General features: G+C 65.8%; 18 protein-coding genes and 5 pseudogenes. 12 read left to right on the top strand and 11 right to left on the bottom strand.

The genetic code is table 11. The features are described 5' to 3' along the window. Positions 1 to 69 precede the first annotated feature (69 nt). Positions 70 to 525, top strand: a pseudogene (locus ACVBEQ_RS05250) (IS30 family transposase); the annotation flags it as partial. Between the two features lie 244 nt (positions 526 to 769). Here the strand turns inward: ACVBEQ_RS05250 and ACVBEQ_RS05245 are convergent. Continuing rightward, positions 770 to 1054 (bottom strand): hypothetical protein, encoded by a 285-nt coding sequence (locus tag ACVBEQ_RS05245; protein ID WP_447152367.1) that lies wholly within the window; start codon positions 1052 to 1054, stop codon positions 770 to 772. A gap of 547 nt (positions 1055 to 1601) precedes the next feature. Here ACVBEQ_RS05245 and ACVBEQ_RS05240 point away from each other — a divergent pair. Then, positions 1602 to 1730, top strand: coding sequence for a hypothetical protein (locus tag ACVBEQ_RS05240; RefSeq protein WP_473163161.1), 129 nt, complete (start codon positions 1602 to 1604; stop codon positions 1728 to 1730). Positions 1731 to 2213: 483 nt separating this feature from the next. Here ACVBEQ_RS05240 and ACVBEQ_RS05235 read toward each other — a convergent pair whose 3' ends face one another. Continuing rightward, positions 2214 to 3365 (bottom strand): serine hydrolase domain-containing protein, encoded by a 1152-nt coding sequence (locus ACVBEQ_RS05235; protein ID WP_447152366.1) that lies wholly within the window; start codon positions 3363 to 3365, stop codon positions 2214 to 2216. A gap of 1047 nt (positions 3366 to 4412) precedes the next feature. Here ACVBEQ_RS05235 and ACVBEQ_RS05230 point away from each other — a divergent pair. Beyond that, positions 4413 to 5132 (top strand): dienelactone hydrolase family protein, encoded by a 720-nt coding sequence (locus ACVBEQ_RS05230; protein ID WP_447152365.1) that lies wholly within the window; start codon positions 4413 to 4415, stop codon positions 5130 to 5132. Here the strand turns inward: ACVBEQ_RS05230 and ACVBEQ_RS05225 are convergent. Further along, positions 5063 to 5422 carry a hypothetical protein gene (locus ACVBEQ_RS05225; protein ID WP_447152364.1) on the bottom strand — a complete coding sequence of 120 codons (360 nt, stop codon included), beginning with the start codon at positions 5420 to 5422 and terminating at the stop codon, positions 5063 to 5065. The two genes, ACVBEQ_RS05230 and ACVBEQ_RS05225, sit on opposite strands and share 70 nt — an antisense overlap. Positions 5423 to 5652: 230 nt before the next feature. Beyond that, positions 5653 to 7338 (bottom strand): lipocalin-like domain-containing protein, encoded by a 1686-nt coding sequence (locus tag ACVBEQ_RS05220; protein WP_447152363.1) that lies wholly within the window; start codon positions 7336 to 7338, stop codon positions 5653 to 5655. Positions 7339 to 7832: 494 nt separating this feature from the next. Between ACVBEQ_RS05220 and ACVBEQ_RS05215 the strand changes: the two genes are divergently transcribed. Further along, positions 7833 to 8831: a hypothetical protein gene (locus tag ACVBEQ_RS05215; protein ID WP_447152362.1), complete on the top strand. Its 999-nt coding sequence runs from the start codon at positions 7833 to 7835 to the stop codon at positions 8829 to 8831. A gap of 489 nt (positions 8832 to 9320) precedes the next feature. Here the strand turns inward: ACVBEQ_RS05215 and ACVBEQ_RS05210 are convergent, their stop codons facing one another. The 4 genes from ACVBEQ_RS05210 to ACVBEQ_RS05195 form a co-directional block, all read right to left on the bottom strand. Next, on the bottom strand, positions 9321 to 9539 hold the full coding sequence (locus ACVBEQ_RS05210) for a DUF6186 family protein (RefSeq protein ID WP_447152361.1): 219 nt from the start codon (positions 9537 to 9539) through the stop codon (positions 9321 to 9323). Then, positions 9536 to 9913: a hypothetical protein gene (locus ACVBEQ_RS05205; RefSeq protein WP_447152360.1), complete on the bottom strand. Its 378-nt coding sequence runs from the start codon at positions 9911 to 9913 to the stop codon at positions 9536 to 9538. Before ACVBEQ_RS05205 ends, ACVBEQ_RS05210 begins: the two co-directional genes overlap by 4 nt. A 668-nt stretch (positions 9914 to 10581) precedes the next feature. Continuing rightward, on the bottom strand, positions 10582 to 11028 hold the full coding sequence (locus ACVBEQ_RS05200; RefSeq protein WP_447152359.1) for a hypothetical protein: 447 nt from the start codon (positions 11026 to 11028) through the stop codon (positions 10582 to 10584). A gap of 581 nt (positions 11029 to 11609) precedes the next feature. After that, positions 11610 to 12080, bottom strand: coding sequence for an alpha/beta fold hydrolase (locus ACVBEQ_RS05195; protein ID WP_447152502.1), 471 nt, complete (start codon positions 12078 to 12080; stop codon positions 11610 to 11612). On the opposite strand from ACVBEQ_RS05195, the gene ACVBEQ_RS05190 reads away from it, so the two are divergent. After that, positions 11980 to 13935, top strand: coding sequence for a tyrosine-type recombinase/integrase (locus ACVBEQ_RS05190; RefSeq protein WP_447152358.1), 1956 nt, complete (start codon positions 11980 to 11982; stop codon positions 13933 to 13935). The genes ACVBEQ_RS05195 and ACVBEQ_RS05190 overlap by 101 nt on opposite strands. Positions 13936 to 13944: 9 nt before the next feature. On the opposite strand, the pseudogene ACVBEQ_RS05185 reads toward ACVBEQ_RS05190, so the two are convergent. The 3 genes and pseudogenes from ACVBEQ_RS05185 to ACVBEQ_RS05175 form a co-directional block, all read right to left on the bottom strand. After that, positions 13945 to 14256, bottom strand: a pseudogene (locus tag ACVBEQ_RS05185) (transposase); the annotation flags it as partial. A 416-nt stretch (positions 14257 to 14672) separates the two neighbouring features. Further along, positions 14673 to 15497, bottom strand: a pseudogene (locus ACVBEQ_RS05180) (IS256 family transposase); the annotation flags it as partial. Between the two features lie 116 nt (positions 15498 to 15613). Beyond that, complete coding sequence (locus ACVBEQ_RS05175) at positions 15614 to 18637, bottom strand: AfsR/SARP family transcriptional regulator (RefSeq protein WP_447152357.1); 3024 nt, start codon at positions 18635 to 18637, stop codon at positions 15614 to 15616. Positions 18638 to 19073: 436 nt separating this feature from the next. Between ACVBEQ_RS05175 and ACVBEQ_RS05170 the strand changes: the two genes are divergently transcribed. The 7 genes and pseudogenes from ACVBEQ_RS05170 to ACVBEQ_RS05140 all read left to right on the top strand — a co-directional run. Beyond that, positions 19074 to 19745: a hypothetical protein gene (locus ACVBEQ_RS05170; RefSeq protein WP_447152356.1), complete on the top strand. Its 672-nt coding sequence runs from the start codon at positions 19074 to 19076 to the stop codon at positions 19743 to 19745. A 228-nt stretch (positions 19746 to 19973) separates the two neighbouring features. Next, the gene (locus ACVBEQ_RS05165; RefSeq protein ID WP_447152355.1) at positions 19974 to 20132 is read left to right on the top strand and encodes a hypothetical protein; all 159 of its coding nucleotides are present in this window, start codon (positions 19974 to 19976) and stop codon (positions 20130 to 20132) included. Continuing rightward, complete coding sequence (locus ACVBEQ_RS05160) at positions 20129 to 23665, top strand: PASTA domain-containing protein (RefSeq protein ID WP_447152354.1); 3537 nt, start codon at positions 20129 to 20131, stop codon at positions 23663 to 23665. Before ACVBEQ_RS05165 ends, ACVBEQ_RS05160 begins: the two co-directional genes overlap by 4 nt. Positions 23666 to 23689: 24 nt before the next feature. After that, on the top strand, positions 23690 to 23887 hold the full coding sequence (locus tag ACVBEQ_RS05155) for a hypothetical protein (RefSeq protein WP_447152353.1): 198 nt from the start codon (positions 23690 to 23692) through the stop codon (positions 23885 to 23887). 114 nt (positions 23888 to 24001) lie between these two features. Beyond that, positions 24002 to 24720: pseudogene (locus tag ACVBEQ_RS05150) on the top strand (IS256 family transposase); the annotation flags it as partial. Positions 24721 to 24937: 217 nt separating this feature from the next. Continuing rightward, the gene (locus tag ACVBEQ_RS05145; protein WP_447152352.1) at positions 24938 to 25723 is read left to right on the top strand and encodes a hypothetical protein; all 786 of its coding nucleotides are present in this window, start codon (positions 24938 to 24940) and stop codon (positions 25721 to 25723) included. 287 nt (positions 25724 to 26010) lie between these two features. Beyond that, positions 26011 to 26208, top strand: a pseudogene (locus ACVBEQ_RS05140) (transposase); the annotation flags it as partial. Between the last annotated feature and the right edge of the window lie 51 nt (positions 26209 to 26259).

The raw sequence follows: 26259 nt of genomic DNA, 5'->3' as shown, positions 1-26259 counted from the left end.
CCCACCTGTCCCAAGGAGAGCGACCAAGACCTTACGACCGGGCCTGATCCACCCCTCCACGAACGTAAGGAGGGCGACCTCATTACCGGCGAGGGCAACCGATCCGCGATCGGCACCCTGGTCGAGCGGTCGACCAGGTACGTCATGCTGCTGCACCTGCCCGTCGATCACACCGCCGAAGCAGTCCGTGAAGCACTGACGAGAACTGTCCTCACGCTGCCAGCGCACCTTCGTCGATCGCTGACCTGGGATCAAGGCAAGGAAATGTCTCAGCACCGCCAGTTCACCCTCGCCACCAATGTCCAGGTCTTCTTCTGCGACCCCCATAGCCCATGGCAGCGGGGGTCCAACGAAAACACGAATGGCTTGCTACGCCAGTACTTCCCGAAGAGCACCGACCTCAACATTTACAGCCCGGCGGACCTGGTCGCGGCAGCCGCCCAGCTCAACAGCAGGCCGCGGAAAACCCTCGACTGGGACACCCCGGCAGAGCGCCTCAACAAGCTGCTTGAATTAGCTACATAACCGACCGTGTTGCGACGACAGCTAGAAACCGCCCCACGCTAAATGGCATCCTGCGCCAGTAGCACAAGTGTGCCGACCAGCACGGAATACGATGACGCAGACTGCGGGCCGAACACACGTTCGAGATTGGTGCCATTTAGCGTGGTCAAAAGATGCCATCCAGTTTGGCAATTCACAAGCTTCGGGCTCTGAGCCGTCCGCCGTCGTGACGGCGCGACGGGAACGTGTCGATCTGTGGTCAGCGTCAAGAACGACGTGCAGGCGATCTCGGCGTTAGCTTCTCAATGAACTCCTCGAACGCTGTGTCCAGCTCGTCGCCTTGCGCTTCATTTTCGTACACGGAAATGATCGGCACCTGGACCTTAAAGTTGCCGGGAGTCAAGACGACAAATGCAGATAGGTCGAGGGTGACGCCCTCGCGCTTCATCCCCTTCTCTTCATGGCGTTCGATTCTAATCACATGGTCAAGATTGATCGCGATCTTCCCTAAACCCTGATCAACCTGATCGAACACCCTGAAGTCGGCCAACGCGCCACTCCTCTTTGGTTAACACGGGAAGCAAGCAAGGATCGTCCAGAGTCACCGGGCTTGGTGGGCAAGATCCATGATGACCGAAAGAGCCCCGGTTTCATCTCGTGAAACCGGGGCTCTTCGGGGCGTTGTCATCCGCTTCGGGGGCAGAAGGCCGCTGCTTCGGGGGGACAAAGTCAGCGGACGTGACTTCGCGTACCGGAAGATTACCCCGGTTTTCTACTCGTTGGTGAGTAGGTCACCCGTTCAGAGCCCGAATCGTGTGGATGCGCTATGAGGCTCGTGTTCTTGTGTGCACATCGTGGTCTGGTACTTCTGGCCGCGCGCCTTGAGGCGCTCCAGGCACGGTCAGAGGAACCGGTCGTGCCAGACGGCCAGCGCGTCAGTGCCGGTGTCGTGTGCCACGGTAAGTGGCACCTTCTGATCGCGCTAAATCGCATCCTGCGCCAGTAGCACAAGTGTGTCGACCAGCACGGAGATACGATGACGCAGACTGCGGGCCGAACAGACGTTCGAGATTAGTGCCACTTAGCGTGGTCAAACGATGCCATCCAATTCGGCAATTCACACATCGGTGGTTTTGGCATACTCGCGCACCGAGCAGAACCTGTGGCAGGCGATCGACACCCGGAATGTGATCGGGCAGCCGCAGGGCATCCTCATGCAGACCTAGGGGATCACCGCGGCCGAGGCCTTCGCGGTGCTCCGCCGCTACTCCCAGCAGCCTCAAATTGGCCGCCGTCGCCGACCACCTCACCACCACCCGGGCGCTGCCCGGCATGACACGCGGCGACCAGCAACGAGCCTGTAGAAGCGTCCTCGAACAGGTAGGCGTCGGCGGCGGCGATCGCTTCCCTCGAGCGGCAGCGGGAGCTTCCCCCTGCACGGGATCACGACTGCAACATAGGGGTAGGCCGCTGTCAGTTGCAGGGTCGCCGCCGCACCGTCGGCAGTGGGCAAGACCAGATCCATTATCTGGACCGCGGGATTCAATCGCTTCGACGGCGTCGACAACATTCGCGCCGTCGGCACGTTCACCGACGAGGACCGAACCCGCAGATCACTCGAGGGCCAACCCCGCCGGCTGAATGCTGTTCGTCCTATGGCGGGTCCGCCAGAGTCTGGCGGCGCTGGCTCGAAGGGGGTTGTTTCGCGGTCAGCCGCCGGTGGTTGTCGCCGCTGCCGAGGAGCCGCTTGGGGCTGCTGCTGGGTCACCGCCCGGTACGGCCATTCCGGGATAGAAGATGGGCAGCAGCGCTTTGAGGATGGTCAGGGCGGACCCTTCACCGCTGGGCACGGTGGCCAGGTTGGTGCAGATCACGATGGTCAGGCCGCTTTTCGGGTCGTGGCCCATGAATGTCATGTACCCCGGGATCTGCCCGTCATGACCGATCAGCGCACCGATCTGGGCGATGCCAAGGCCGTACAGCGCCGCGGATGGGTTCGTCGGATTGGTGGATTGCAGGCTGTCCAGGCGGATCTTCTGGGTTTCGGCGTTCAGCAGTCCGCCGTCGACGAGTGCCTCGACGTAGGTTTTCATGTCGTCGATGGTGGAGATGGCTCCGCCCGCCGTCCACGTCCAGGACGGGTTCGCGTCGGTCTCGTTGTTCGGCAGCAGCGTGCCGGCGAGCGCTTTGGGCACGTCTGCTGCGGGCAGGGCGTAGGTGTCGATCGTTGATGTGTTGGTGCCGAAGGAATAACCCTGCGGATGCGGTTCCGGGATGGACGCGTCGTCCGCCGCCGGGAGCAGTGTGTTCTTCAGGCCCAGCGGGGTGAAGATCCTGTCTTGGAAAGCCTGTGACGCCGATGTGCCGGTCAGCTGTTCGATCACCAAGCCGAGCAGGATGATGTTGGTGTTGCTGTAGTCGTACCCGGCACCTGGGGCGAAGTTCACCGGATGCGCGAAGGCAATGTCCAACAATTCCTGCGGGGTCCATGCCTTCTGCGGATCCTCGTCCAACGTCTGGTTGAACTTCGGGTCGAAGGAGTAGCTGTAAAGGCCGCTGCGCATCTCCGACAACTGCGCGATGGTGATCTTATCCCCGTTGGGCACACCCTTGATGTACGTTCCGATCGGGTCATCGAGGGACAGTTTCTCGTCCTGCACGAGCTGCAGGATGACCGTTGAGGTCATCGTCTTGGTGTTGCTGCCGATCCGGAAGTGGTCCCCGACGGTGATCGGGTCATCCGTACCGAGGGTGCCGGTCCCGAAGGTGCCGGTCCAGTCCCCCTTATCCGGGGAGGCGACCAGGACGGCTGCCCCAGGGATGACGTTGTCCTTCATCGTTGTCTCGATCGCCGAGGTCACCACCGGAACGTATGCCGGCTCCGAACCGGCGCCGGTCGAACCGCCCGACCCAGGCGGGGACGCGGACGAGACCGAAGCCGAGGATCCCGATCCCGCAGACGAAGTCACGGACGCGGATTCCGGTGTTGAGGCCGGCGCTGTGCTGGATGAAATCGCCGAGCTATCCGAGGATGAACAACCGGCTGCCAACAGCAGCACAACACTTGCCACGGATACGGTGACCGATGTTGAACGCCTCACGAGCTACCCCCTGGTCACAGTGCACGGTGCCGCGCCGGAGGCGCCCGATCCAGGTGAGCGCGCGCGTTCCCCCGTGCACAATCAACCCATACTGCGACGAACCGCGCTATCCCGCCTGGCGAACGATGTGGTCGCGCATCCCGGTTCCCGGATGAACCCGCTCGGGTACACGTGGCCCCGGTGGTGGCGCCGATCCTGCCCGTCGGACTCGGTAGGCAAGTAACGGACCAGCAACCACGGACCAGTTCTATGCCGCCGTGAGCGCAGGTTGACAGGACTGCTGGCCGTCCCGTTACGGACCGGGTTCCCGTCACTCGTCAACCCAGATACAAAGCACGGCGACTTCCAACCGCCCCTTCGCGCGTGGACGAATGGTGCCGTTCAGGGCCGCTACCAGGACGCGCAACCGGTTCGGTCCGGTGCGGGTGAACAGCGGTGCGTCTTGGTCATCAGCCCGGTAGCGAGTCGTCGGCCAATGTAGCTGGCACCTTTCTTCCCGGTAATCGCATTCTCCGCCCTGCTGGTCAGCCGCTCACCCCGCGCCGATGCGCATGGCCGGCTACGGATCGGCGCATCGGTGTTCGAAGTCGATGCCATTTAGCATGGTGATAAGGCGCCACCTAATTTGGCGGTTCATCACCTTCGGGCGATGACGACGTCGGCGGTCGCGGCTCCGCTGCGCACGGCCCGAGCGTGAATGACGGTGACGGCTCTAGGATTTGCAGGACCAGGTCGGGCTGCGTGCCCCCGGTGCCGTTGGGCGCCGCTGCCTTCCTGCCCTTCACAATGAGCGACGGGGGTCTCGGGGTGAGCGATGTTCTGATTCCTGCGCCGCGCGGGCCGGTGCCGACGTACGTCGCTGTGCCGCCGACCGGCGGTCCGTGGCCGGGTGTGGTGGTGGTGCATGACTTCACCGGGATGAGCCAGGATTTGCGGCACCAGGCGGACTGGTTGGCGGGTGCCGGGTTTCTCGCGGCGGCCCCGGACTTGTTCCACTGGGGCGGTCGGCTGAAATGCCTGCGCACCGTGATGCGGGACCTCGGGGAGCTCAAGGGGCGCAGCTTTCAGGACATCGACGCGGTCCGCGGTTGGCTTGCCGCGTGCAGCGACTGCACCGGTAAAACCGGGGTGATCGGTTTCTGCATGGGCGGTGGTTACGCGCTCGCGCTGGCCCCCGGGTGGGGGTTTTCGGCGGTCAGCACCAATTACGGTGGCTGCCCGAAGGACGCCGACACATGGCTGGAAACGGCGTGCCCGATCGTCGGTAGCTATGGCGGGAACGACCGCAGCCCGATGGGAGCCAGCGCCGCGCAGCGACTGGAGACGATCCTCACGACGCTGGGTGTGGAGCATGACATCAAGACCTACCCGGGGGTGGGGCACGGCTTCATGAACGACCATGACCCGCAGGACCAAACCCTGATGCTGACCCTGCTGGCGAAGGTGTCCGGCACCCGCTACGACCCCGAAGCAACGACGGATGCGCGGGAACGCATCCTGGCACTGTTCAACCGTGCACTGCGCTGACAGTCGCGCCTGCCGCCGATTTGAAGCTCAAGGCGAGGGTGAGGATCACCGGGTGGCCAGAGCCCGCCGTTCCCCAGCTTGTAGTGGTCCCGATCGGCGACGACACCGCCGCCGGCATCGATCACCTGCAGGATCCGCTGTAGGGGCATATCGGGGAAGCGGTTCGGCAACCGCTCGATCACCTCGTCGATCTCGCGGGCCTCATGGGCGTCGGTGCCTTTACTGTCCATCAGGCCCATCATGAAGGAAAAGTCGGGCAAATCATGCTGCCCCGAGAACCACTCGTTCACCAATCATCCCAGACAAGATCCTCAGAGAATGCTCGGCATCGCCGAGGAACGGGATGCCGGTGATCTGATCCGTTCCGCCGACGGTGAGGGGCAAGCCCGGCGCAGTTTCCACCGGTGAACACGTTGGGGCTCACGGCTCGCTCTGTCCCAACATACGTCGAATGTGTGCGGCAGGTCGGAGTTCGCGATCACAGGCACGGACCCGCGAGCGGACCGAGACGGCCGATTGCTCAACCAGCAGGCGTGGGTGGGTCCGCCGCGAAGAATTGCATGCCGGCCGACTCGGCGCCGATCTGCTGCAGCTGTTTTTGATGGGTCAGCACGTAGGCCATGTTGAGCAGGGCGAGGGCCTTCGGCGTCGTGTGCCTGGCCAACGATTCGTTGTGTTCGTCGGCGGTAGATAGGCCGCCGAGTGTGAACGTGGTGTGGCGAGTGTCGGCGTAGGACACGGACTCGGAGAACCCATGGCCGATGTCGGAGCCGTCGGGTGCGGTGATGACGACCGCACCTTCGGCGTACTGGGCGCCGTTGGCGAAGAAGCCCGATTGGGCGGCATCGACGATGGGTGTCATAAGGAATGAGCGGATGTCGCTGGGGACTTTCTCGTCGAGCGAGAACCGCCAGGAGTTCGGGTACCAGGTGTTGGTGACGAAGTAGCGACCGGGATTGGGCGAGTGGTCGGCCTTGATCCAGTCGGCGATCTCCAGCTTGCCCTCGACGATCGTGGTGCTCCGGTCGGCCGCCATGTACGTTCCCTTGACGCCGACGGTCATGGTTGCCGGCGGCGTCGGCCCTGTCTGCTGATAGAAGGCGCTCATGGTGTTGCGGTGGGGGCAGAACACGGTGAGCTGCCGGTCGTCGGTGAGCTGTGCCATGAACCAATCCCACCCGGCCGGCTCGGGGTCCTTCGAGTACGTCGCCGCGCGCATGACCTTGCTGCGCGGGGCTCCCGACAGGTAACCCCATTGGTGGTCGAACCAGAAGGTGCCCCGCTCCAGTGTGACCGTCCTGCCGTCGAGCGTGAGGGTGCTGCAGGTGGGGTCGAGCACGAGGTTGGGGATCGAGTAATACAGGGATCCGATGCCGTCGATCGAGGGCATGCAGCCGCCCTCGCCCTGCAGCAGTGTCTCCTTGCCCGAGCTGAAGGTTAGGTCCAGCGCCAGTTCCACACCCGGGTCGCTGCCTCGGTCGATGCCCCAGCCCTTGATCGTCACCGGGAACAGGCCGTCAGAATTGTGACACTGGATGATGTTTCGGCCCAGGTGGTAGACGAACGGGTCCTGCTCGACCTGCACCAGGCCGCTGGTTCCGGCGAGGACCACAGGCTCGGCCTGGTAGTGCCGGCCACCTCGCTCGCTGATGGCGAGTTGCAGTTCGACGATCTGGTTCTCCTCGTCGGTCAAGCCGAGCCCCGCGGCGAAGTCGGGAGGAAAAAGCGCTGTCTGGAAGAACATCAACTCTGCGCCGTACTCGCGTCCGTCGGTATCCCAGCAGCTGCCGACGAAGAAGTGCCATCCGACCTGGCTGCGCACCTTTGGGAGGTGGTCGCGAGGGAACTGTAGATCCGCCGGAGCGGGCACCTGGTCGTACCCGACGGTGGACGGTCCCCCGAGCAGCGAGGTCTGCCAGATGTAGGCCTGTTGAGGGGACAGCGAATCGCATTCTCTTTGCAGCCGCTCGTACGTCGCCGACATTTCCGGTGTGTGGGACAGCGGATGGTCCAACAGATAGGTGAGGTAACGCCGCATCCTTGTGCCGTGCGCCTGCGGTGTGTTTTTAGGACCGTTGAGGATTACCGCCACCTCGGGCGGCACGCTGTCGGCGTCGAAGGATCGCTGCCACAGCGCGGCAGCGATGCTGTCCCGGGTGGCCTCATCAAAATCGGTGATAACGGTCGGTGATGTGACGGCATCCATCAGGCGAGTCAACATCAGGCGGCTCAGAGCAATACCCCGGGACGCGATGCCGTCACCCGAATTCAGCGGACTCCACCCGTTCGTGCAGCACGGTCACCGCCTGCTGTCAGCGAACAACCGCAGCCGTCGGGCATCCTGTCCCGCAGCGACTGTGTCCCAAAAACCCGTGAAAGGAGAATTGCGGATTGCCTGCCCGTGACCATCACCGGTGATCGGGGGGCGCCACACGCCTGTGGGCCTGCCGCTCGCGCGTCGCGCCGCGGTTGGCCGCCGAGACATCGACGACCCGCCTACGGCCGGGAGCGCCTCAGAGTCCTCTGGCCACCGACCAACGAAGACCCGCACCACCCCTGGCGATTTCGTCTGATCGCCGCACCGTGAACCGCACACATCCCGGATGTGAGCACACCGCAGATCACCTCCTGCCAAGCAGTCGCGGCGTTCGACTCGGCCCGCATCGAGGCGGCCCGGGTGTCGGGACATCCGGTGCCGCGGTGCGCCGTTCCGACGGCGTCGCGCCGCGATTCCGTGGCGCCGGACGGGTCGACGCCGTCTTCTTCAGGGTGCAGCAGCGCACCCTCCTCCAGGCCGGAACGAACCGGCCCGCGGAAGCGGCGACGTCGCCGAGTATCGCGGATGCCGTGACGTCCCCCGGCACGGTCGCGGTCGCGGTGAACCCGGCAGCCCTCCGCGCCATGGAGGACATCCTGCGGCGCGGCGCAACCGCCGCGATCCGAGACGGCGGAACGGGTCCGGCACGCCGGCCGGATCGTCCAGTACGCCGGCGCCGCGGCGACGTCCTCCCGGGTCGTCGTGCTCACCGCCGCCCTGGCCCGCAAGTTCGACCTCGCGGGCGGGCGGAGATGCTCGCCCCGACGTACCGGGATGAAACCGGGCGCGGGTACTCCAACCAGGCCAGGGACCCGTTCCGGGCCATGCTGCTCGCCGAGGAAACCGCCGTGCAGGCGCTGCGGCACAGCTACACCTCCAGCGCGGCCACCGCCTGGAAGGCGGCCGAGAAGATCGGCGAAGCCTGGGATGCCGCGACGCGCACCGATCCGCTGCTGCGGCACCGGCACCTGCGGGACGGCTCCGTGGTCCGTGCGCAACCAACCGCCGCCGCGCCGGACGGGGTGGACGCGGTGCTGTCCCTGCCCATGCGGATCAAGAAGGGCAAGGTGGTGGTGATGCCGGACGACGACCACACAGCCGACCTGGCCTACGCCACCCTCACCGGGCTGAGCATGACCGGTGACGATCTCACCGGGTGGTTTTCCGAACAGAAGGGCGCCGTCCGGTCGTTCGCGATGCTCCGGGACGCCGCCGCCACGCACACCACCGTGCTGGTCACCGGAGAGCCATTCCTGGGCAGCACTCCACGGGTGTACGGCGGCCGACGGGGCTCGCGGTCCACCCCACCAATGCCCCCGCACGCAGCACCGGTCGCGGGGCGGCAGGTGCCGCTGGACGTGGTCCTTGCGGGAGGCGGCTGAGCCGGCGTCATCGTGGCCCGAACACAAACTGCCGCAGGAATTTCGAACCCCGCGCGGCGAGTTGCTGACGCGTACTGGTCCGAGGAATGAGATCAACGGAGCTGTTCGCGTCGAGGCTACTTCTAAAGCACGGCGAGCAAGTCGGTGAACACTTCGTCCGCCCCTCGCTCAGCGCAACCGGCAGAAAGGACGGCGACGCTGATGTGCCGTTCCGGGTCGACACCCAACTGGCTGGAATAGCCCGGGTAGACCCGCTGTGGCCCACCAGGCGTCGAGCAGTCTCGCCGCGATTGTTTGTGAGCATTCGGTACCCAGGCCCTAACCTGCGACGATCGGCGTGGTCATGTCCGCGACCAGGTCGGCGGGCAGCAGGCCCTCACCTTGTGGTGCTCCACATTGGTGATGCAGCACGGACTCGCGGTGAAACAGGGCACTCCCGCCACCTGGATGCGTGCCCAGCGTCATCGAGACGGCACGACCGATGGCCGGTTAGGGTCCGAGCGAGGACGAGCGAGCGAGCACGTGAAATCCCAGCCACCACCACGCGAGCAGCAACACGAACCACCCCGCCCGGCGCCGCTTGACGGCGCCCACGACGTCGCCGATCCTGGCCACCCGGGCCGCCGGACGACGTGCGGCCAGTTGGCAGGTGAGCAGCGCGACCGCGATCAGGGCGTATCCGATGACGATGACCGTTCGGGTGCTCATCGCCGCGCCAACCAGGTTCCCAGGGCGAACCAGGCCAGGTACCCACCGAACCGGTACCACCCGGTGCTGTCACCGGCAAATGGGCTGATCAGGGAACTGAGCGTCGGGAAGTCCTCACGCGGCGATTGCACCAGCGCCACGATTTCCAAGGCGATCCCCAGCGCTGCCACCACCACCCATGGCACGAGTCGAGACCAATCGAAAACAACCGCCGGAGCGTCCCGAACTGTCCCGGTGCGCACGCCGATCCAGAACACTCCCGCCGCTGGGGGCACGGTGGCCAGCATCGCTGGCCAGGTCAACGGGGTGAATCGCGAAGCGAACGCTGCGTAGGCAACTGCCATCACCGCCGCCCCGAGAACTTGATATCGCACGCTCGTCATTGTCACCGTCAACCCGCCACCGGCGTCGTCACCATTGGGCCCTCGGGGCTTCCACTCGGCGGCCCGGCCAGTTGTCAGCCCTGGACAGCGCATCCTGCGGCATCCCGTTCGCGGTGAACCACCCGTATCTGGTGTCGGTGTCCTTGACGACGGCGCCCTCACCGCCGGCCTCTGCGGTGGAACCGACGGGTTCGAGCAGATCCTGGCCGACGTCCTGGCGTCGCTCGGCGCCGGCCCCGCACCAGCGGGATAAAAGCCCTGCGGGGAAAGCACCGGCGGTTCGTCCGGAGCATCGAGCGATTTCTTGGGGGGTCCATTGCTGGTTGTGTTCGCCGCGGCGCTGGTCCTTGGGCTTGGACTGGTCGCCCTGCCGCTGATCGCACCCGGACCGCTGATCGGATGAAGCATGTGTCGATGTTCGCGCAAGCGCCCAACGCGCTCGGTGCCCGTTGAACACGCAGTTTCTTGGGCAGGAGGACCGTGCCCGAACCAGTTCCTTCTCCACATGTACCGGATAAACAACCCCTCAACGCGCAATCAAGAATGGGCGTCGATCCCACCCATGGTCTCGCTTCGGCATTGCTGCGCGCGAGTAGTATTGACTTGTGTTTGATTGGGAACGCTCAATTGCGGCGGCCCGAGGCATCGGGACTGTTGATTCAGGGGATGTAGTTGGCGGTCCAGTCCGGTGCGGCCTGGACATGGTGCACAGGCAGTCCGTACTTCTTACCGACCACGGTTGGCAGGTCCATCCGCAGCCATCGGGATGTTTCCTGCGGGAGGGTCGAGATTACGAATCCGGCGTAACCGGGGTTCGCGATGATTTCGTGGTCGATTGCGTCGATGGGGGATTCGGAACCGGTATGTGCTTCGACCAGGTTGATGTGATCTTGCGTCAGCATTTCTTGCGCTTTTGTCGCTAGCTTCTTGGCGACGGCCGTAGCGTCTCGTTCGTTGCCGCGTAGGAACAGCAGGTGCCGGACCGGGGTCGCGGGAACCAGTAGGGTGAATTCGGCATTTGGGTCCTTCTGCTGGATCTCGCGGAGCTGGTCAGCGAGCACTGGGTTCGTCACAGTCTCGTGGGCGACAACAAGGTATTTGGTCACGGTGACCTTCCTTGGAGGTTGAGGCGTATCGGGCTCTGACCCGAGTCGTGGATGCTCCTCTGGGGCGATAAAGACCAACGTCCAGCATGGCTCTCGATCCATGGTGGGGCAACCCTGAGATAAAAGCGTGCCGCCGGCGGACACCGCTTGAGGAAAGAGCGATGACCTCCCATTTCGGGGCTGCCAGTGCCTGGTCATGTTAGTTCCGGGGGAGGATCCGCTTGCGAGACGCGCTACGAACTGGGTGTCCTGGTACCGGTTAGTGTCGGCCGCTCGGCGGAACCTACGGGGGCCGTCGACGGTCGGGCTCCGCGAGCTTGGGACGCTCGCGACTGAGCATCGATAACCCCAATGACAGTCACTGGTCGCTCGACCTGCCTTTGCGCCCGAATCCGCGGGCCAGCTACCTGACCACGGCCTCTGTCGGTGACTACGAATTGCGACTCCGAGACGCCCACCACGTTGGCGCGTCGGTCAACGGAGACAGCAAGAGCGGAAACGCGGAACAGTAGACCGCTGGGAGGACGGGCCGCGCGATGAGCAACCCAGAATGGGAATGCTTGTGCATGGGATCTTGGCGGCTACGAGGACGACAGCTCGGAGGACGGCGCATCTTCATGGGCGAAGGCCGACAGCAGTCGCGACACTTCCGCGGTGCGGCCGAGCCAGGGCACGTGGCCTGTGTCGAGTACCTCGATCCGGGCGTTGGGGATCATTGCTGCGACTGATCGGGCAACGGTCTCGCCGCCCAAGGGGTCGCGGGCGCCCCAGACCAGCAGAGTCGGCACCCGGAGGTGATGCAACTCGTCGGGACGTAACCGCATCGAGGGTCTCATCCCGCCGCGGGCGAACGGAGTGAGGAACACCCGGAACTCCGCCCGCGTGGCCCTCGCGAGCGCAGGGTCCCTTTGCGCAGCCACCAGGCTGTCGAGCAGGTCCGGGTGCCGGACGATGGTGTCGCCCTCGCCGACAATCCGCATGAAGCGGACGACGCCAGCTCGGCTCGGAGGGATAAGCCGGGAGAGAATGTCACCCAGCACGGGGGTCGTCATTACGCGCATGGGCGGCGGCGCCGTGGTGCCCGGGAGAAGCGGTGTGGCCCCCAGCAGGGCCAACCGGCGGACGCGACCGGGTCGCGCCAGCGCGTACCAGAGTGCCAAGGTGCCGCCTCGAGGGAGCGACGACCGGCGACGGGCCGCGCGGCAGTTCACCGCTGAGTTAGGTGATCTCCAGCGGTGGCGTGCTGCCTCGGTGGCCGACCGGTTGGCGGCGACAGAGCGGGCCCGGGCGTTCGCGAACTTCGCCGTGGTGCACGCGGCGGTGAGCGTGGAAGCGGACTATGTCGTGGCCGCGGCGTCCAAATGGGGACGGCACGTCGGTGATCGCGACCCGGCGCAGGCCGCCCGGTTCCGGTTGCAGGCGGCCAGTCTGGGATTCGAGCGGCTCGAGGTCGACAAGATGTGGTCGAAACTCGCGCAGATCTGTGTGATTACCGGCAGGACACCGGAAACGCTCACCGCCGACGAATACCTCTGCGCTCGGGAGCAGTTCTGGGCCGTGGTCACCGCCACCCACGGCCGGGCGCCGAAGTCCCTGTGCACCCCGTTGTTCGGGCTCGATGCGGTGATGTTCCACCGCGGGCAGGCACCGCGACCATCAGCACGCAAACCGTGGGCGGTGCGATCGGTGCCGGAGATCGGTTGGGACCGCATCACCGCCGCCGCCCCGGTGATAGCAGCCACCATGCGTCGCTACCTCGACCAACTCGCGGTCAGCCTGCGGGCATCGTCCGTCACCTGCATCGAGACCACCCTGCGGCAGTTCGCCGGGCACCTGATCACGACCAGCCAGGCGGTCACCGTCGCCGGCATCGACAGAACGCACGTCGAGGCCTACAAGACCTGGTTGACCGGCCGCGGCGGCTACCGGAATTACACCCAGATCTCAAAGACCACGATCGGGATGAGGATGGGACACCTCGGCGCGTTCTTCCGCAGGATCATCGAGTGGGACTACCCCGACACGCCCGCCCGGCCACCGGTCTACGCCTCCGACGTGCCCATCAAGGACAAACCACTGCCCAGGTTCCTCGACGACGCCGCCAGCGCCAAGTTCATGGCCGCCGCCAGGCAACTCACCGATCAGTTCGGCCGCCTCGCGATCGAGATGCTCGCCCGGACCGGGATACGCAAAGGGGAACTCCTCGGCCTCACCACCGACGCCGTCGTCCAGATCGGCTCGGCCTACTGGCTCCGGATCCCCATCGGCAAACTCCACAACGACCGCTACGTTCCGCTGCACCCACAACTGAAAACCATGATCGATCAATGGCTCTCGACCAGACCGGACTGGCAGAACAGCCGGCTGCTGTTCACCGACCGCGGCCGACCGATCCCCGGCACCCGGGTTGACCACGCCATCCACACCGCCGCAACAGCGGCTGGGATCGGGCACGTCCACGCCCACCAACTCCGGCACACTGGCGACCCAGGCCATCAACCGCGGCATGTCCCTCGAGGCGATCTCCGCGTTGCTCGGGCACAAGACCATGACCCTGGTCTACGCCCGGATCGCCGACAAAACCGTCGCCGACCAGTACTTCTCCGTCACCGAGAAGGTCCAAGCCCTCTACCAGCAGCAGAAACCCGCCGTCCTGCCGGCCACAGACGAACCGGCACCGATGCGGAAACTCCGCGCCGAACACCAGCGCAGGATGCTCGGCAACGGCTATTGCGCCCGACCCGCCGAACTCGACTGCCACTACGAAACGATCTGCGAATCCTGCACCTTCTTCGTCACCACCATCGAGTTCAGACCCACCCTCAAGGCCCAACGAGACGACGCCGCCAACAAAGGCCAAACCGGCCGCCAGAAGGTCTACGACGGACTCCTCGAACGACTCGATGACACCGGTACTTGACACCGATCACCCACATAAACCGAGGCGGCTTTGAGGATCGCGTTGGCCCGTTTCAGCTCGGCGACCTCACGCTTGAGCCGCCGGACCTCCACCGATTCCTCCGACGACATCCCCTGCCTGGCACCCGCGTCGACCTCGGCCTGACGTACCCACTTGCGGACCGTCTCCGCCGTTCCAACCCCGAGCAACTCCGCAACCCGGCCCATCGCCGCCCACCCCGACTCCTGCTCCGGCATGATCTCAGCGACCATCCGAACCGCCCGCTCCTTCAGCTTAGGCGGATACCTCCTGGTGCTGTTCCCTGACATGACTCCAACCTTCCCAAGATTCGAAGTCTCCGGACACCCCGGGGCGGTTCATTAACGTCATGGGCGAATCGGCTCTGGGAGATCACCTGTCCCAGGGAATCCATGACACACATCTGGTGGAATGAACCACCCCAATCCAACCCGATGAACACTCCCTGCGCCGCGGACGCAACGAATGGTGGGGGTCCGGACATGTTCGGCACCGTCCCTTTCAAGGACTGATCGCCGCTGCATCGTGAGGCCGGCCGCCTGCTGGTACCTCATCATGGCGCTCGGAGCGCTACTCCCGCTGGCCGCTACGCGGCCCGCCTCCACCAGGAGGGACAGGTCTGCACGAGGGCCTCGAAGGCGCGCGTCTGCATAGGTCCTCTCCTAGTGGCGCGGTGACCGACGGGACCATCCCGCCGTAGGTCAGTGTGAACCGATGACGTCTGAACGATCGCCTGCGGCCACACGTTGGACACCACATCGGGCAGTCCTTTCAGCCCGTCGCAGACCACGAAAAAGGTGTCCCTCACCCCTCGGTTCCGCAGGTCGGTCAGCACGCTCATCCAGAACTTGGCGCCCTCACCGCCGGTTCCGGCCCACAACCCCAGGATGTCCCGCTCGCCGTCGAGGCTGACTCCGATCGCGGCGTAGAACGGGCGGTTACCGACCTGCCCGTCCCTGACCTTGACCACGATCGCGTCGATGACTGGAATCTGCCTCTCGTCCAGCGGCCGCACCGACCATTCGTTCATCTCCTCCAGGACCTTGTCGGTGATCCGGCTGACGGTCTCCTTGGACACCGACGCCCCGTAGATCTCGGCGAAGTGCGCGCTGATCTCCCCGGTGGTCAATCCCCTGGCGTACAACGACAACACCACCTCATCAACACCGGTCAACCGGCGCTGCCGCTTCCGCACGATCTGCGGCTCGAACGTCCCGGCCCGGTCCCGCGGCACGTCGATCTCGACGTTGCCGGTGGCCTCGGTGAGTACTGTTTTCGCCCGGGTTCCGTTGCGGATGTTGCCCGATCCGACGCCGGCCGGGTCGTGCTATTCGTACCCGAGGTGCTCGGTCATCTCCTCGTTCAGCGCGGTCTCCAGGACCGTTTTCGTCAGCTGCTTGAGCAGCCCGTCCGGGCCGGTCAGCGACAAGCCCTGTTCCTTGGCCAGCCGGACCAGCTCCACCGCTGCCCGCTGTTCGGCCGAATCCTCGACCGGCTTCTTCCTGGTCACACCGTTCAGTGTCGCGGTCATCACGGCACCTTCCCCGCCGAGCATCGCTCAGCGTGTCAGGCCAGAAACACCGTTCTCCGGACAGTCCCGGTTGACGGTCTTGTCCGCAATCCATTCGGCCGGACCCGATCTGACTGTCATCCTTGAGGCAGCAAAGGAAATGTCGGAGTGTTCTGGGCTGGCAACAATGTGTCTTTGAGCTTGTCGAGATCGTTTCGCATGAGGTCAAGTACTTCCTCTTCACCCAGTGACTGAGCCTCCTGCCGGAGGGTTTCAAGACTTGTGGCGCCCAGGCGTTGGGTCAGGATCGTTGTCAGTCGTTGGAGTCCTTCAGCGATCGGGGTGTCAGGGGTGTTCGCTGAGTGTGCCGCGTCCGCGGCAGCGAGGACGATGGCGGCGGTGTGGTTTCGGTCCTGATCGAGCAGGAGTTGAGCGGTGTTACGGGCCGTTGTCCATAGCATGGTGCGGTTGCCGGTGCTCTGCCAGTAATCGAGGAGGCAGCGGTAGCTGTTCGCCGCCGTTGTGGTGTCGCCGCTGGCGGTCGAGAGTGTCGCCCGCCCGACCATCGCGGCTCCTTCGATGAAGCCTGCGCCGCAGCGTCGGGCGGTCTGTCCTGCTTCGGTGTAGGCGGCGATCGCGGCGTCGGGGTCGTTGGTGGCCAGGACCTCGCCCTGGATGTAGCTGACGAACGCGGTGACAGAGGGCCAGGAGTGGTGGCGCAACAGGTCGCTGACTTGGCCGAGTAGGTGGTTGGCGCCGGCTCGGTCGCCGGCGTAGAGCGCGGCCAGCGCTGCTGCGGCGATGGTTGCGGGTTGTTCCGGGTGCGGGCCGGCGGCGGCACGCAGTAGTTGTTCGCGGGCGGCGGGGAAGTCGGAACGGAACAGGGAGATCGCGCCGAGCGCTCGCCAGCAACGCCGTTCGGGGTCTTCGCTGGCAAGGTTTGGGCTGTTTCGGGTGATCCCGGCAGCGGCGTTGAGGGCGAGCCCGCGGCTGGCCAGGGCAACCGCCCGGTCCAGGTCACCGAGCAGCCAGGCGGCTATCGCCGCGCTGCCGAGCACCTCGGTCTCGCGGGGATGTCCGGGTAGTGCCGGGTCGTCGGCAAGTTCCAGGGACCAGGCCCACACCTCGGGCATCCCACGCCAGATGGAGGCCTCGTCGAGGGCAAGGGTCAGGTCGATCAACAGTTCGACATCGCCGCGGGTGGTGGCGAGGTCACGCGCGGCGCGCAGGTTGGCCAGTTCTGCCCGCAGCCGCTGGTCGGCGTCGGGCTCCTGCGCGCTGTGTAGGGCGGTTCCGATCTCCAGTGCCGTCCGCCGTTCGGAGGCGAGGAATCGCCGGATGGCGGTGTCCTGCTGGTCGGTGTCGAGTTCGTTGAACAGGAACTGCCGCACGGTGTGCAGCAGGGTGTAGCGGGTCATGGTCGGTTGGTCGACGACCAGCAGGGACGCATCCACCAGCCGGGTAATCGCGGTGAGCGGATCGATGCCCGGTAGCAACTCGTTCCCGAGTTGCTCCATGGTGGTCAGGTCGACGCCGCCGGGGAAGGCGGCGACCGCGCTGAGTAGGTGCCGATCTGGCGGTGCCAGCAACCGGTAGGACCAGTCGATGGTCGCGCGCAGCGTGCGATGCCGAGCATCGGCAGCGGGCCGTTCGGTCGTCAGTGCATCCAGTGCACGTCCCAGTCGATCTCGTACGGCTCGCACGGATACGGCCGCGAGCTGGGCCGCGGCCAGTTCGATGGCCAAGGGCAGGCCGTCGAGTCGTCGAACGATCTCGGTCACCGGACCGGTATCGGCCGTGGTCAGCTCGAAGTCGGGGCGCATGCGGCGAGCGTGTTGAACCAGGGCCTGAACGCTGGGCGTTCCGAGCAGACCCGGAAGGTCGGTGGCGTCGTCGGGCAGCGGCAACGGTTGAAGCCTGAGCACGTATTCGCCCGGGACGTGCAGGCGCACCCGGGACGTGGCCAGGACTCTTACGCCCCGGCTTTGCAGTGCGGTGACCAGCTCACGACAGGCAGCCACCACATGCTCGCAGTTGTCCAGCACCAGCAGTATCGACTGGTCGGCCAGCGCGTCGGCGACGCTCCACACCCCGATGTCCCCGGTGACCCGCAAACCCAGGCTGGACACCACCGCATGCGGCACCCTGTTCGAGTCCATCACGGCGGCGAGCGCAACAACTGCCACCCGGCTCTGACGCCGGTCGGCGACTTCGGCGGCGACGTCCATCGTCAACCGTGTCTTACCGACGCCACCGGGTCCCGTCACGGTCACCACCGGATAGGAATCCAACAGCCGAAGCAGGTCCGTTCTGTCCTGGTCGCGGCCCGTCATCGGGCCGGTTGCCCGGATCGGCGCAGACCCCGGGCCGGTGGCCCGGTCATTCACTGCGGGCGCCGTAGGGTTCGCTGCGGACCCCGCGGTCAGCTCATTCCGTGGCTCACCCGCCGCGATCCGCTGTTCGAACGCGGCGAACGCCGGGCCCGGGTCCAACCCGGTGTCGTCGGCGAGCTGCCGGCGGTACACCGCCGCGGTCGCCATTGCGTCGGCTGCGCGCCCTTCGGCGGCGAGCGCCTGCATCAAGAGCAGCACGCTGCGCTCCCGCGGCGGACGGGTTGACGCCGCAACCTCCGCGGCGAGAGAGGTCACCGATTGTTGCCCGGTCGCCAGCGCGGCCTGCACCGCATCATCTCTCAACCTGTGGTGCAGCTCGGTCAGCCCCACGGCGGCCGCGGCCAGTGGCGCCACGTCGCGAAACTCCGCCAAGGCCGGCCCGCGCCAGAGAGCAAGGGCCTGGCGGACCAGGTCGACGGCATGCCCCGGGTCCGTCGCAAGACATGCGTTCACCTCCCGAGCCAGGCGCCGGGCCACCGATGCGTCCAATCCGTCCGGGTCCACGTCCAGGGCATACCCATGGCCCACCAGCCGCAGCCCCCCCGACGCCGGTCCCAGGTTGCCACGCAGCCGCGAGACAAGGCTGTGCACCGCCCGCCGGCCCGTTTCCGGCGGGTGGTCAGGCCAGAGCACGTCCAACAAGGCATCGACACCGATCACCCGTCCACCCGACATCGCCAGCATCGCCAGCACGGCACGCCGCCGAAGACCCGGCACGTCGACCTCACGACCATCGACCTCGACCTGCAACGGACCCAGGACCGCCACCCGAAGACCGAACGGGACCGCGCTACCTCCGACCCCACCCACACCGGACCCTTCCCACAACCACGCTGGTCCACTGGCCGCTGCAGCAGCGCGCTGACCCGACCGCACCGATTAACAGACGTCCCGGATGCGACCGGCATGACACATCCGTGACACCGCTGGGCCGGATGGTGATCCCAAGCGCCATCCAGCACCGCAAAATCGTGAGGAAACACCGATGACGACGTCTCGATCGAAACCCGCTCTCCCCGCCCGCCCTGCCGGCCATCTTGACGCTTCCAGACAGCGCCCATCGGCACAAGAACCGGCAACCCAACCCGCTCAACGCGTCGAGGCGACGACGGGCCCGGCGGTGATGGCCGAGACCCATAGTGCCCGTCAGCCCCACAGGCTCCGCGAGCACCACCCCCGGACCCCGGCTGGCACCACACGCCTCTTGACGTGGGTCACCGTGGTGCTGGCCGTGGGGATCAGCGGGTGGAGCCTGCTCGATCAGGCCCTCCGACTTGCCGGTCAGGCACCCCCCTGGGGTGATCCGGACGGGCCGCAGGGACTCATCTGGCGAGCCTTCGTCATCTTCGGTGCGCTCGCTCTGGTCACGCTCGCGGTGTCCCTTCATGCCGCGATGCCGACCTTGCCGATCGGCCGGGTCGGTCGGGCCGCCGGTCGCATCCTGACTGGTAGTTACCTCACCTTGGCCGGGGTGTATGCACTCAACGCGCTTACCGGACTGTCCGACGGTGGCATTGGTCGGGGCTACCAGATCATAGGGGGCGCCGCGTTTGTCGTCATGTTCCTGTCCGCTGTTCCTCTCGGCGCCACGCTTCTGCACCACGGCGTCCACCGGGGAGCCGGAGTGCTACTCCTGTCCGCGGTACCGACCATCCTGGTCACCGCAGCAGTCGGCGCCGCCACCGACTTGGCCTTCGCGCATCCCGCTATCGGGGAAAGTGTCATCTACCTTGCGACGGCTCTACTCGCCGTCCGCCGACCCGGCGGACGGACCGACCCCGGCCGGCTTGTCATCGGGGCAGACAGGCGCGGATCTGTGTCCCCGGCGGGGCCACATCGTCCTCGTGCGGGACCACCGGAACCGCACACGCCCTGACACGCCCTGACCCCGTCGACATGCGCCATCGGCACCACTCCACCGCAAGACCTTTCGGTAGCCAGAGCCAACTACTTCCTCTGACCACGCCCCGAGGGCACCGAGCGAACACACCCCGGAAGACAGCCGCAGACACCGGCCAAGGCCGCCGCCGGCGGCGATCCATTCGACCGCTCTCAATCCCGCAGCGGCTCGAGTTCCATCAGCACTACGTGAAGGAGAACCACCATGTCACCGTCAGACCCCCCACCCATGCCCGTCGACCAGCTCGCGAAGCTCGGGTCCGGGAAAGCCGGCAAGGCCGCTGAACTCGACGACGTGCCACCGCCGGGCAGCCACCCCTCGACGCGGGTCGTCGACCTCCGCTGCCTGAGAGGTCAATCATGAGCTCGACGTTTTCCGACTTCTCCGGCCGCCAGAACCTACCCGTCGACCGCTACGTACGGCCGCGGAACCTCAATGAGCTGTGTGCGGCGGTTCAGAGCGTGTCCGCCGGCGGGCGAGCGGGTCATGCCATGGGCACGGGCTGGGCGATGAGCGCACCTGCCTACAGCCCGGACACCGTCATCCGTACCGACCTGCTCCGAGGCTTTCCGACCACCCTGCAGAACGCCATCGTCGATCCTGAACCCAGCGCCGGGACAGTGCTTGTCGCCGTGGAAGCCGGCATCAGGATCCGCGATCTCTATCTGGCGTTGAGCGCCGACTCCCCGTGGAAGCCGGTGATCGACGCAGTTCTCAGCCCGGCCACCCAGCAGCTCGGCGCGCCGACCGCGCTCGTGGTCACGGTGCGGGACGACGTGGGTCAACCGCTGTCCGGCGCGACTGTGCAGATCACCAACTATCCGAACGAAAAGCTTGTCCAACAAACCGATGTCAGCGGGGTCGCGACATTCAACGTGACGTTCCGGATGCAGCGCAACTTCGATCCGGAAACCAGGCAATGGGAAGACGAACAGCCGACGGGCCGGGTCAGCGCGAACGGCTTCAAGGGGAGCGACCTGCCCCTGGTCTTCGAAGAACCCGTCCCGCCGGCCATCGACACCGCCCCCTTGGCCCTGCGTTCCACCCTCAGCCGGGGCCGGGACCTCGAGATGATGACCATGGGAGGGGTTGGTGCGCAAAGCCTGTGCGGTGCCACGAGCACCGGCACGCACGGCTCCGACGTTGCCCGGCCGCCGATCGGCGACTACATCCGGGCAATGGTTGTCGTGGGTTCGGGCGGTGTCGTGCGACTCCTGCAGCGTGACGGTTCGCCGCCAGTCGTCGATTTCGCCCGGCTCAAGGCCGAACTCGCCGCCACCCTGCCCGGGGCAGCGATCGAGGACGCCACCGGGACCGAGACATTCAACGCCGCCCTGCTGGCGATGGGCCGATTCGGGGTCGTGTACGCCTGCGTGCTGGAGGTCCACGACGCCTCCGACCAATTCACCTACCAGCACCGCTCCTGGTCGACGTGGAATGACGTGAAAGCAAACCTGGTCGCAGTTGTCGAGCGAGCGCGACTGGCGGACCAGTTCCTGCAGATTGTCGTCAACCCCGTGCGACCACCGGATGGAAACCGGCGCTGCTACATCACACGTCAAGCCCAGCTGCCGCGGTCCCGGGCGGCGACCGCCGGGGCCGAGTTCGAGTCGAACACCCTCACCGACAACCCGGCGGGTGATCCGGTGGCGTTCACCACCGAGTTCCCCGGTCAGGGGTTGTGTATGCGGGTGGTGTACCGGGGCACCGACGGCCGGTTGCATGAGATCGCCTCGACCGATCCGGGGGGTGGGGTTTTCGGTCACGCCGACCTGACCTTGCTCGCCGGGGCGCCGTTGGCGGCGGGTGATCCGGTGGCGTTCACCACCGAGTTCCCCGGTCAGGGGTTGTGTATGCGGGTGGTGTACCGGGGCACCGACGGCCGGTTGCATGAGATCGCCTCGACCGATCCGGGGGGTGGGGTTTTCGGTCACGCCGACCTGACCTTGCTCGCCGGGGCGCCGTTGGCGGCGGGTGATCCGGTGGCGTTCACCACCGAGTTCCCCGGTCAGGGGTTGTGTATGCGGGTGGTGTACCGGGGCACCGACGGCCGGTTGCATGAGATCGCCTCGACCGATCCGGGGGGTGGGGTTTTCGGTCACGCCGACCTGACCTTGCTCGCCGGGGCGCCGTTGGCGGCGGGTGATCCGGTGGCGTTCACCACCGAGTTCCCCGGTCAGGGGTTGTGTATGCGGGTGGTGTACCGGGGCACCGACGGCCGGTTGCATGAGATCGCCTCGACCGATCCGGGGGGTGGGGTTTTCGGTCACGCCGACCTGACCTTGCTCGCCGGGGCGCCGTTGGCGGCGGGTGATCCGGTGGCGTTCACCACCGAGTTCCCCGGTCAGGGGTTGTGTATGCGGGTGGTGTACCGGGGCACCGACGGCCGGTTGCATGAGATCGCCTCGACCGATCCGGGGGGTGGGGTTTTCGGTCACGCCGACCTGACCTTGCTCGCCGGGGCGCCGTTGGCGGCGGGTGATCCGGTGGCGTTCACCACCGAGTTCCCCGGTCAGGGGTTGTGTATGCGGGTGGTGTACCGGGGCACCGACGGCCGGTTGCATGAGATCGCCTCGACCGATCCGGGGGGTGGGGTTTTCGGTCACGCCGACCTGACCTTGCTCGCCGGGGCGCCGTTGGCGGCGGGTGATCCGGTGGCGTTCACCACCGAGTTCCCCGGTCAGGGGTTGTGTATGCGGGTGGTGTACCGGGGCACCGACGGCCGGTTGCATGAGATCGCCTCGACCGATCCGGGGGGTGGGGTTTTCGGTCACGCCGACCTGACCTTGCTCGCCGGGATCCAGCCGCCACAAGCCAGCATGAGCCTGGCCGAACACCAGCGACTGCCAGAACCTTCGATACCGATCCCGTCGGAATGGCGCGCCGTAGCCGACACCGTTGCTCATCTCGGCCGCCACTTCGGAGCCGGTCTCGGGCCGGCCCCGACGGGCAGCGGGTTGTGTTCTCCGACAATGACTTCCGAACTCAACGAGCTGCGACACACGCTGAGCATCGTTGGCATGGCGCCGGTACCGGGAAGCAACATGTTCCGCGCCGCTGCGGACTCGCTCGGTCGCATCAGCGGCGCACACAAGCTGGGTGACGTCGTCGCCGACGCCCTGAGCGTGGGACCACCGCAGATCGTGGACCAAATCATCAGCGGCGTCTTCGACGTCAACCAGCGACCCAGGCTGGTGCACGGCCGGCGGTGGGAGGTGTCCGACAACTACGACTACAACAACGACTGCTACCGCGGAGATGCGGTCGAACTGTTCTTCCCGGTCGACGACCGCCTCGCGGACAAAGCCCGGCTCGTATTCGAAGTGTTCGACACCCTGCGTTCCCGCGGGACACCGCTGGCCGCCTGGATCAGCCTGCGCTTCATGACCCCCAGCCAAGCGACGCTCGCGACCGCGGCCTTCGAGCCAGTGACGTGCGCCATTGAGGTGTCAATGCTGCGCGGAATCGCCGCGAACACGTGGGCACTGGCCGCCCTCCACGATGTCGCCCGCAACCACGGCGGCCTTGTCCACTGGGGGCTCCGGAACGACCTGACCGCGGCCGAGGTCACCACGATGTTCGGTGACCGTCATCGAACCTGGTCCCAAGCCTTGGCGGCAATGGAGGGTACGTCGACGACCTTCAGCAATCCCTTCAGCAGGAATCACGGACTCGAACCACCACCGGGGCAAACACTGCCCGCCGAACGCACCCAGGTCCCCGATGTCCACGGAATGTCGCGAGCCGAGGCAAGAGCAGCGGTCCGCAGCGCACTGTTGAAACCCCAATTCACGGGTTCGGGAACGTGGGCCGCCAGTCAAACCCCCGACCCCGATACCGACGTCGAAGTAGGCAGCACGGTGACCTGCCGATTCACCGGCAGTCAACCGAACTGACGCATCCATCATGAGAGGAACGCCATGAGCGACGAGCTCTGCTACCTCGTGCTCGGACTTGTGCTGATCTCAATCTGCATCGCCGGCCACTACGCCCAACCATGGCTGCACAAGCATGAGACATGGCCCTACCAGGTGACACTGATCGCAGTGAAATACGTGCTTCCAATGGCCGCCCTGATCTTTGCGGGCCTCATGAGCGCGGCGTACCTCGCCATTTAGCGATGACTCTGAGGGGTATGTCATTCCATCTGTGTATGTGGCCGTGGCCCGATTCTGAACCGCAGGAACGGTTCGGGAGGGACACGGAATGTCAGACACTGAAGTCGTGCCTGGATGCCCTGGGCTGACGGTGGTCGGCGACCGCTGGTGGATCCTGTCCTGGCCGACGAGTTGCTGGCCAAGGCCGACGCCCCGAGGGGTGGAGCTGCTCGGCCCGGACGGGTTGCTCAGCCAGGTCACCAAGGCCGTGCTGGAACGCGCCCTTGGTGAGGAGCTGACCGCGCACCTGAGGTATGAGAAGCACGACCCGGCGGGCCGTGGCTCGGGGAACAGCCGTAACGGCTCTACCCCGAAAACGCTGCTCACCGACGTTGGGGCGGTGGATCTGAATGTGCCGCGGGACCGGGCTGGCAGCTTCGACCCGAAGATCGTGCGGAAGGGGCAGACCCGCCTGGATGGGTTCAACGACCGGATCATTGCGTTGTGCGCGAGGGTTGACGACCCGCGACATCCAGGCGCACCTGCGGGAAATGTATGACGTCGACGTCTCACCGGACCTGATCAGCCGGGTCACCGACGGCGTGCTGGAGGAGCTGCAGCAATGGCAGGCCCGACCACTCGACGCGGTATATCCCGTGGTGTTCATCGACGCCCTGACGGTGAAGATCCGGGACGGGGTGGTCGCCAACCGGCCGGTGTACCTCGCGGTCGGCATCGACTGCGACGGTGACAAGCACGTGCTGGGGTTGTGGATCGGGCCGTCCACCGGGGAGTCGGCGAAGTTCTGGCTCTCGGTGCTGTCGGAACTGACATCCCGCGTTGTGCAGGACGTCAAGAGGCAGCCGTTCCCGGGGATCGCCGGAGAGGTGGGAGCAGCCTCGCGGGACGGTCCGGTACTGCCGGATGGGCCGGGCCCGGTGAGCGAGACGAGAGGGTATACGCAAGGAACTGGTGTCGTTACGCCTCTTCAAGCAACGCCAGTTCCAAGCCGGAAGAGGTAGGTGAACCATACTGATCCACGGGAGGGGGGCAGACCCCCGGGTGGAATCGATGCGCCCCGTGACCATTGGAATGCGGATGAAACAGTTACGGCTTCTTGACGATGTGTCGCATGCAGCGTGGATCGCTCCGCGGTTATCCGGGGCGTTCGGCGCCGTCACCCTGACTGTGCCCGGCGGGTATCCGGCTTACGCTCGCGTCTGCCATCCAATCGAGGATTTCGACGGCGGGTGGATCAGCTGGACGCAGGTGGCCAAGACGACCGGGCGGCAACCCCACCCGCTGATGCAGTGGCACGCCTTGGTCGGGTCGTCCGATCTGTACGACGCGGCGGCCTCGAGCCCCGTCTGGCCCGGGCAGGATAATCCAGATATCGGCAATCTGCCGCCGCCCGCGCTCGACGCCCTATCCGAGGTGCTGGCCGAGCACACCACCAGCCCCGAACAATGCTTCTTCGGCGTCTGGGAAGGGTACGGGTGGCTCCACGGCGCGCTGTCACCGGACGAACTCAGGTCGCCCCGAATCCAGCTTCCAGGACGGAATTACCTGCCCTTGGCAGGGCCTCTACAGGCAGCGCGGCAGATAGGCGATCGAAGTGGTGAAGACGACGGCTTCGACTTCGACCCGCACTCGCCGAACCTCTGGTGGCCTGCGGACCATGCCTGGTTCGTAGCCACCGAGATCGACTTCGACTCGACGTTGATCGCAGGCTCGACCGAACTCGTCGATGCGATCCTGCAGACACCAACGCTAGAGGCATGGCCGGTCGGTCCGGACGATTCACTGGCCTCCGACGCCGACCTGATCAATCCACTCCCACCGGCACCGACCCGATGATCACGTTCGGCCCCGGCAACTCCCGGAGCCGTTCGCTGGAAATGATCAGCTGCTCAGCGGTGTCGTCTCCCACGCTACGCGGCACCGACCAGCGGTGTCGTTGGTCGCGGTAAATGGCCCACTTTGATCGAACTATTTGGCGCTGTCTCACGCGCCGATCCGGCTCGGCACCTCCAACGACCTGCAGTGATCCACGGCTGCTCGCCCCGCCCTCATACGTACGTTCGAGAAAGGGAGCCATTTAGCGCGACCAGAGTGCGCCAAATAATTCGATCATTCACACCCATAGCCCATGGCAGCGGGGGTCCAACGAAAACACGAATGGCTTGCTACGCCAGTACTTCCCGAAGAGCACCGACCTCAACATTTACAGCCCGGCGGACCTGGTCGCGGCAGCCGCCCAGCTCAACAGCAGGCCGCGGAAAACCCTCGACTGGGACACCCCGGCAGAGCGCCTCAACAAGCTGCTTGAATTAGCTACATAACCGACCGTGTTGCGACGACAGCTAGAAACCGCCGTCAGAAACCGTGCCACT

The sequence above is a fragment of the Nakamurella sp. GG22 genome (assembly GCF_052976845.2).
The sequence above is the reverse complement of the archived record's forward strand: the minus strand, read 5'-3'. Positions and strand labels throughout refer to the sequence as shown.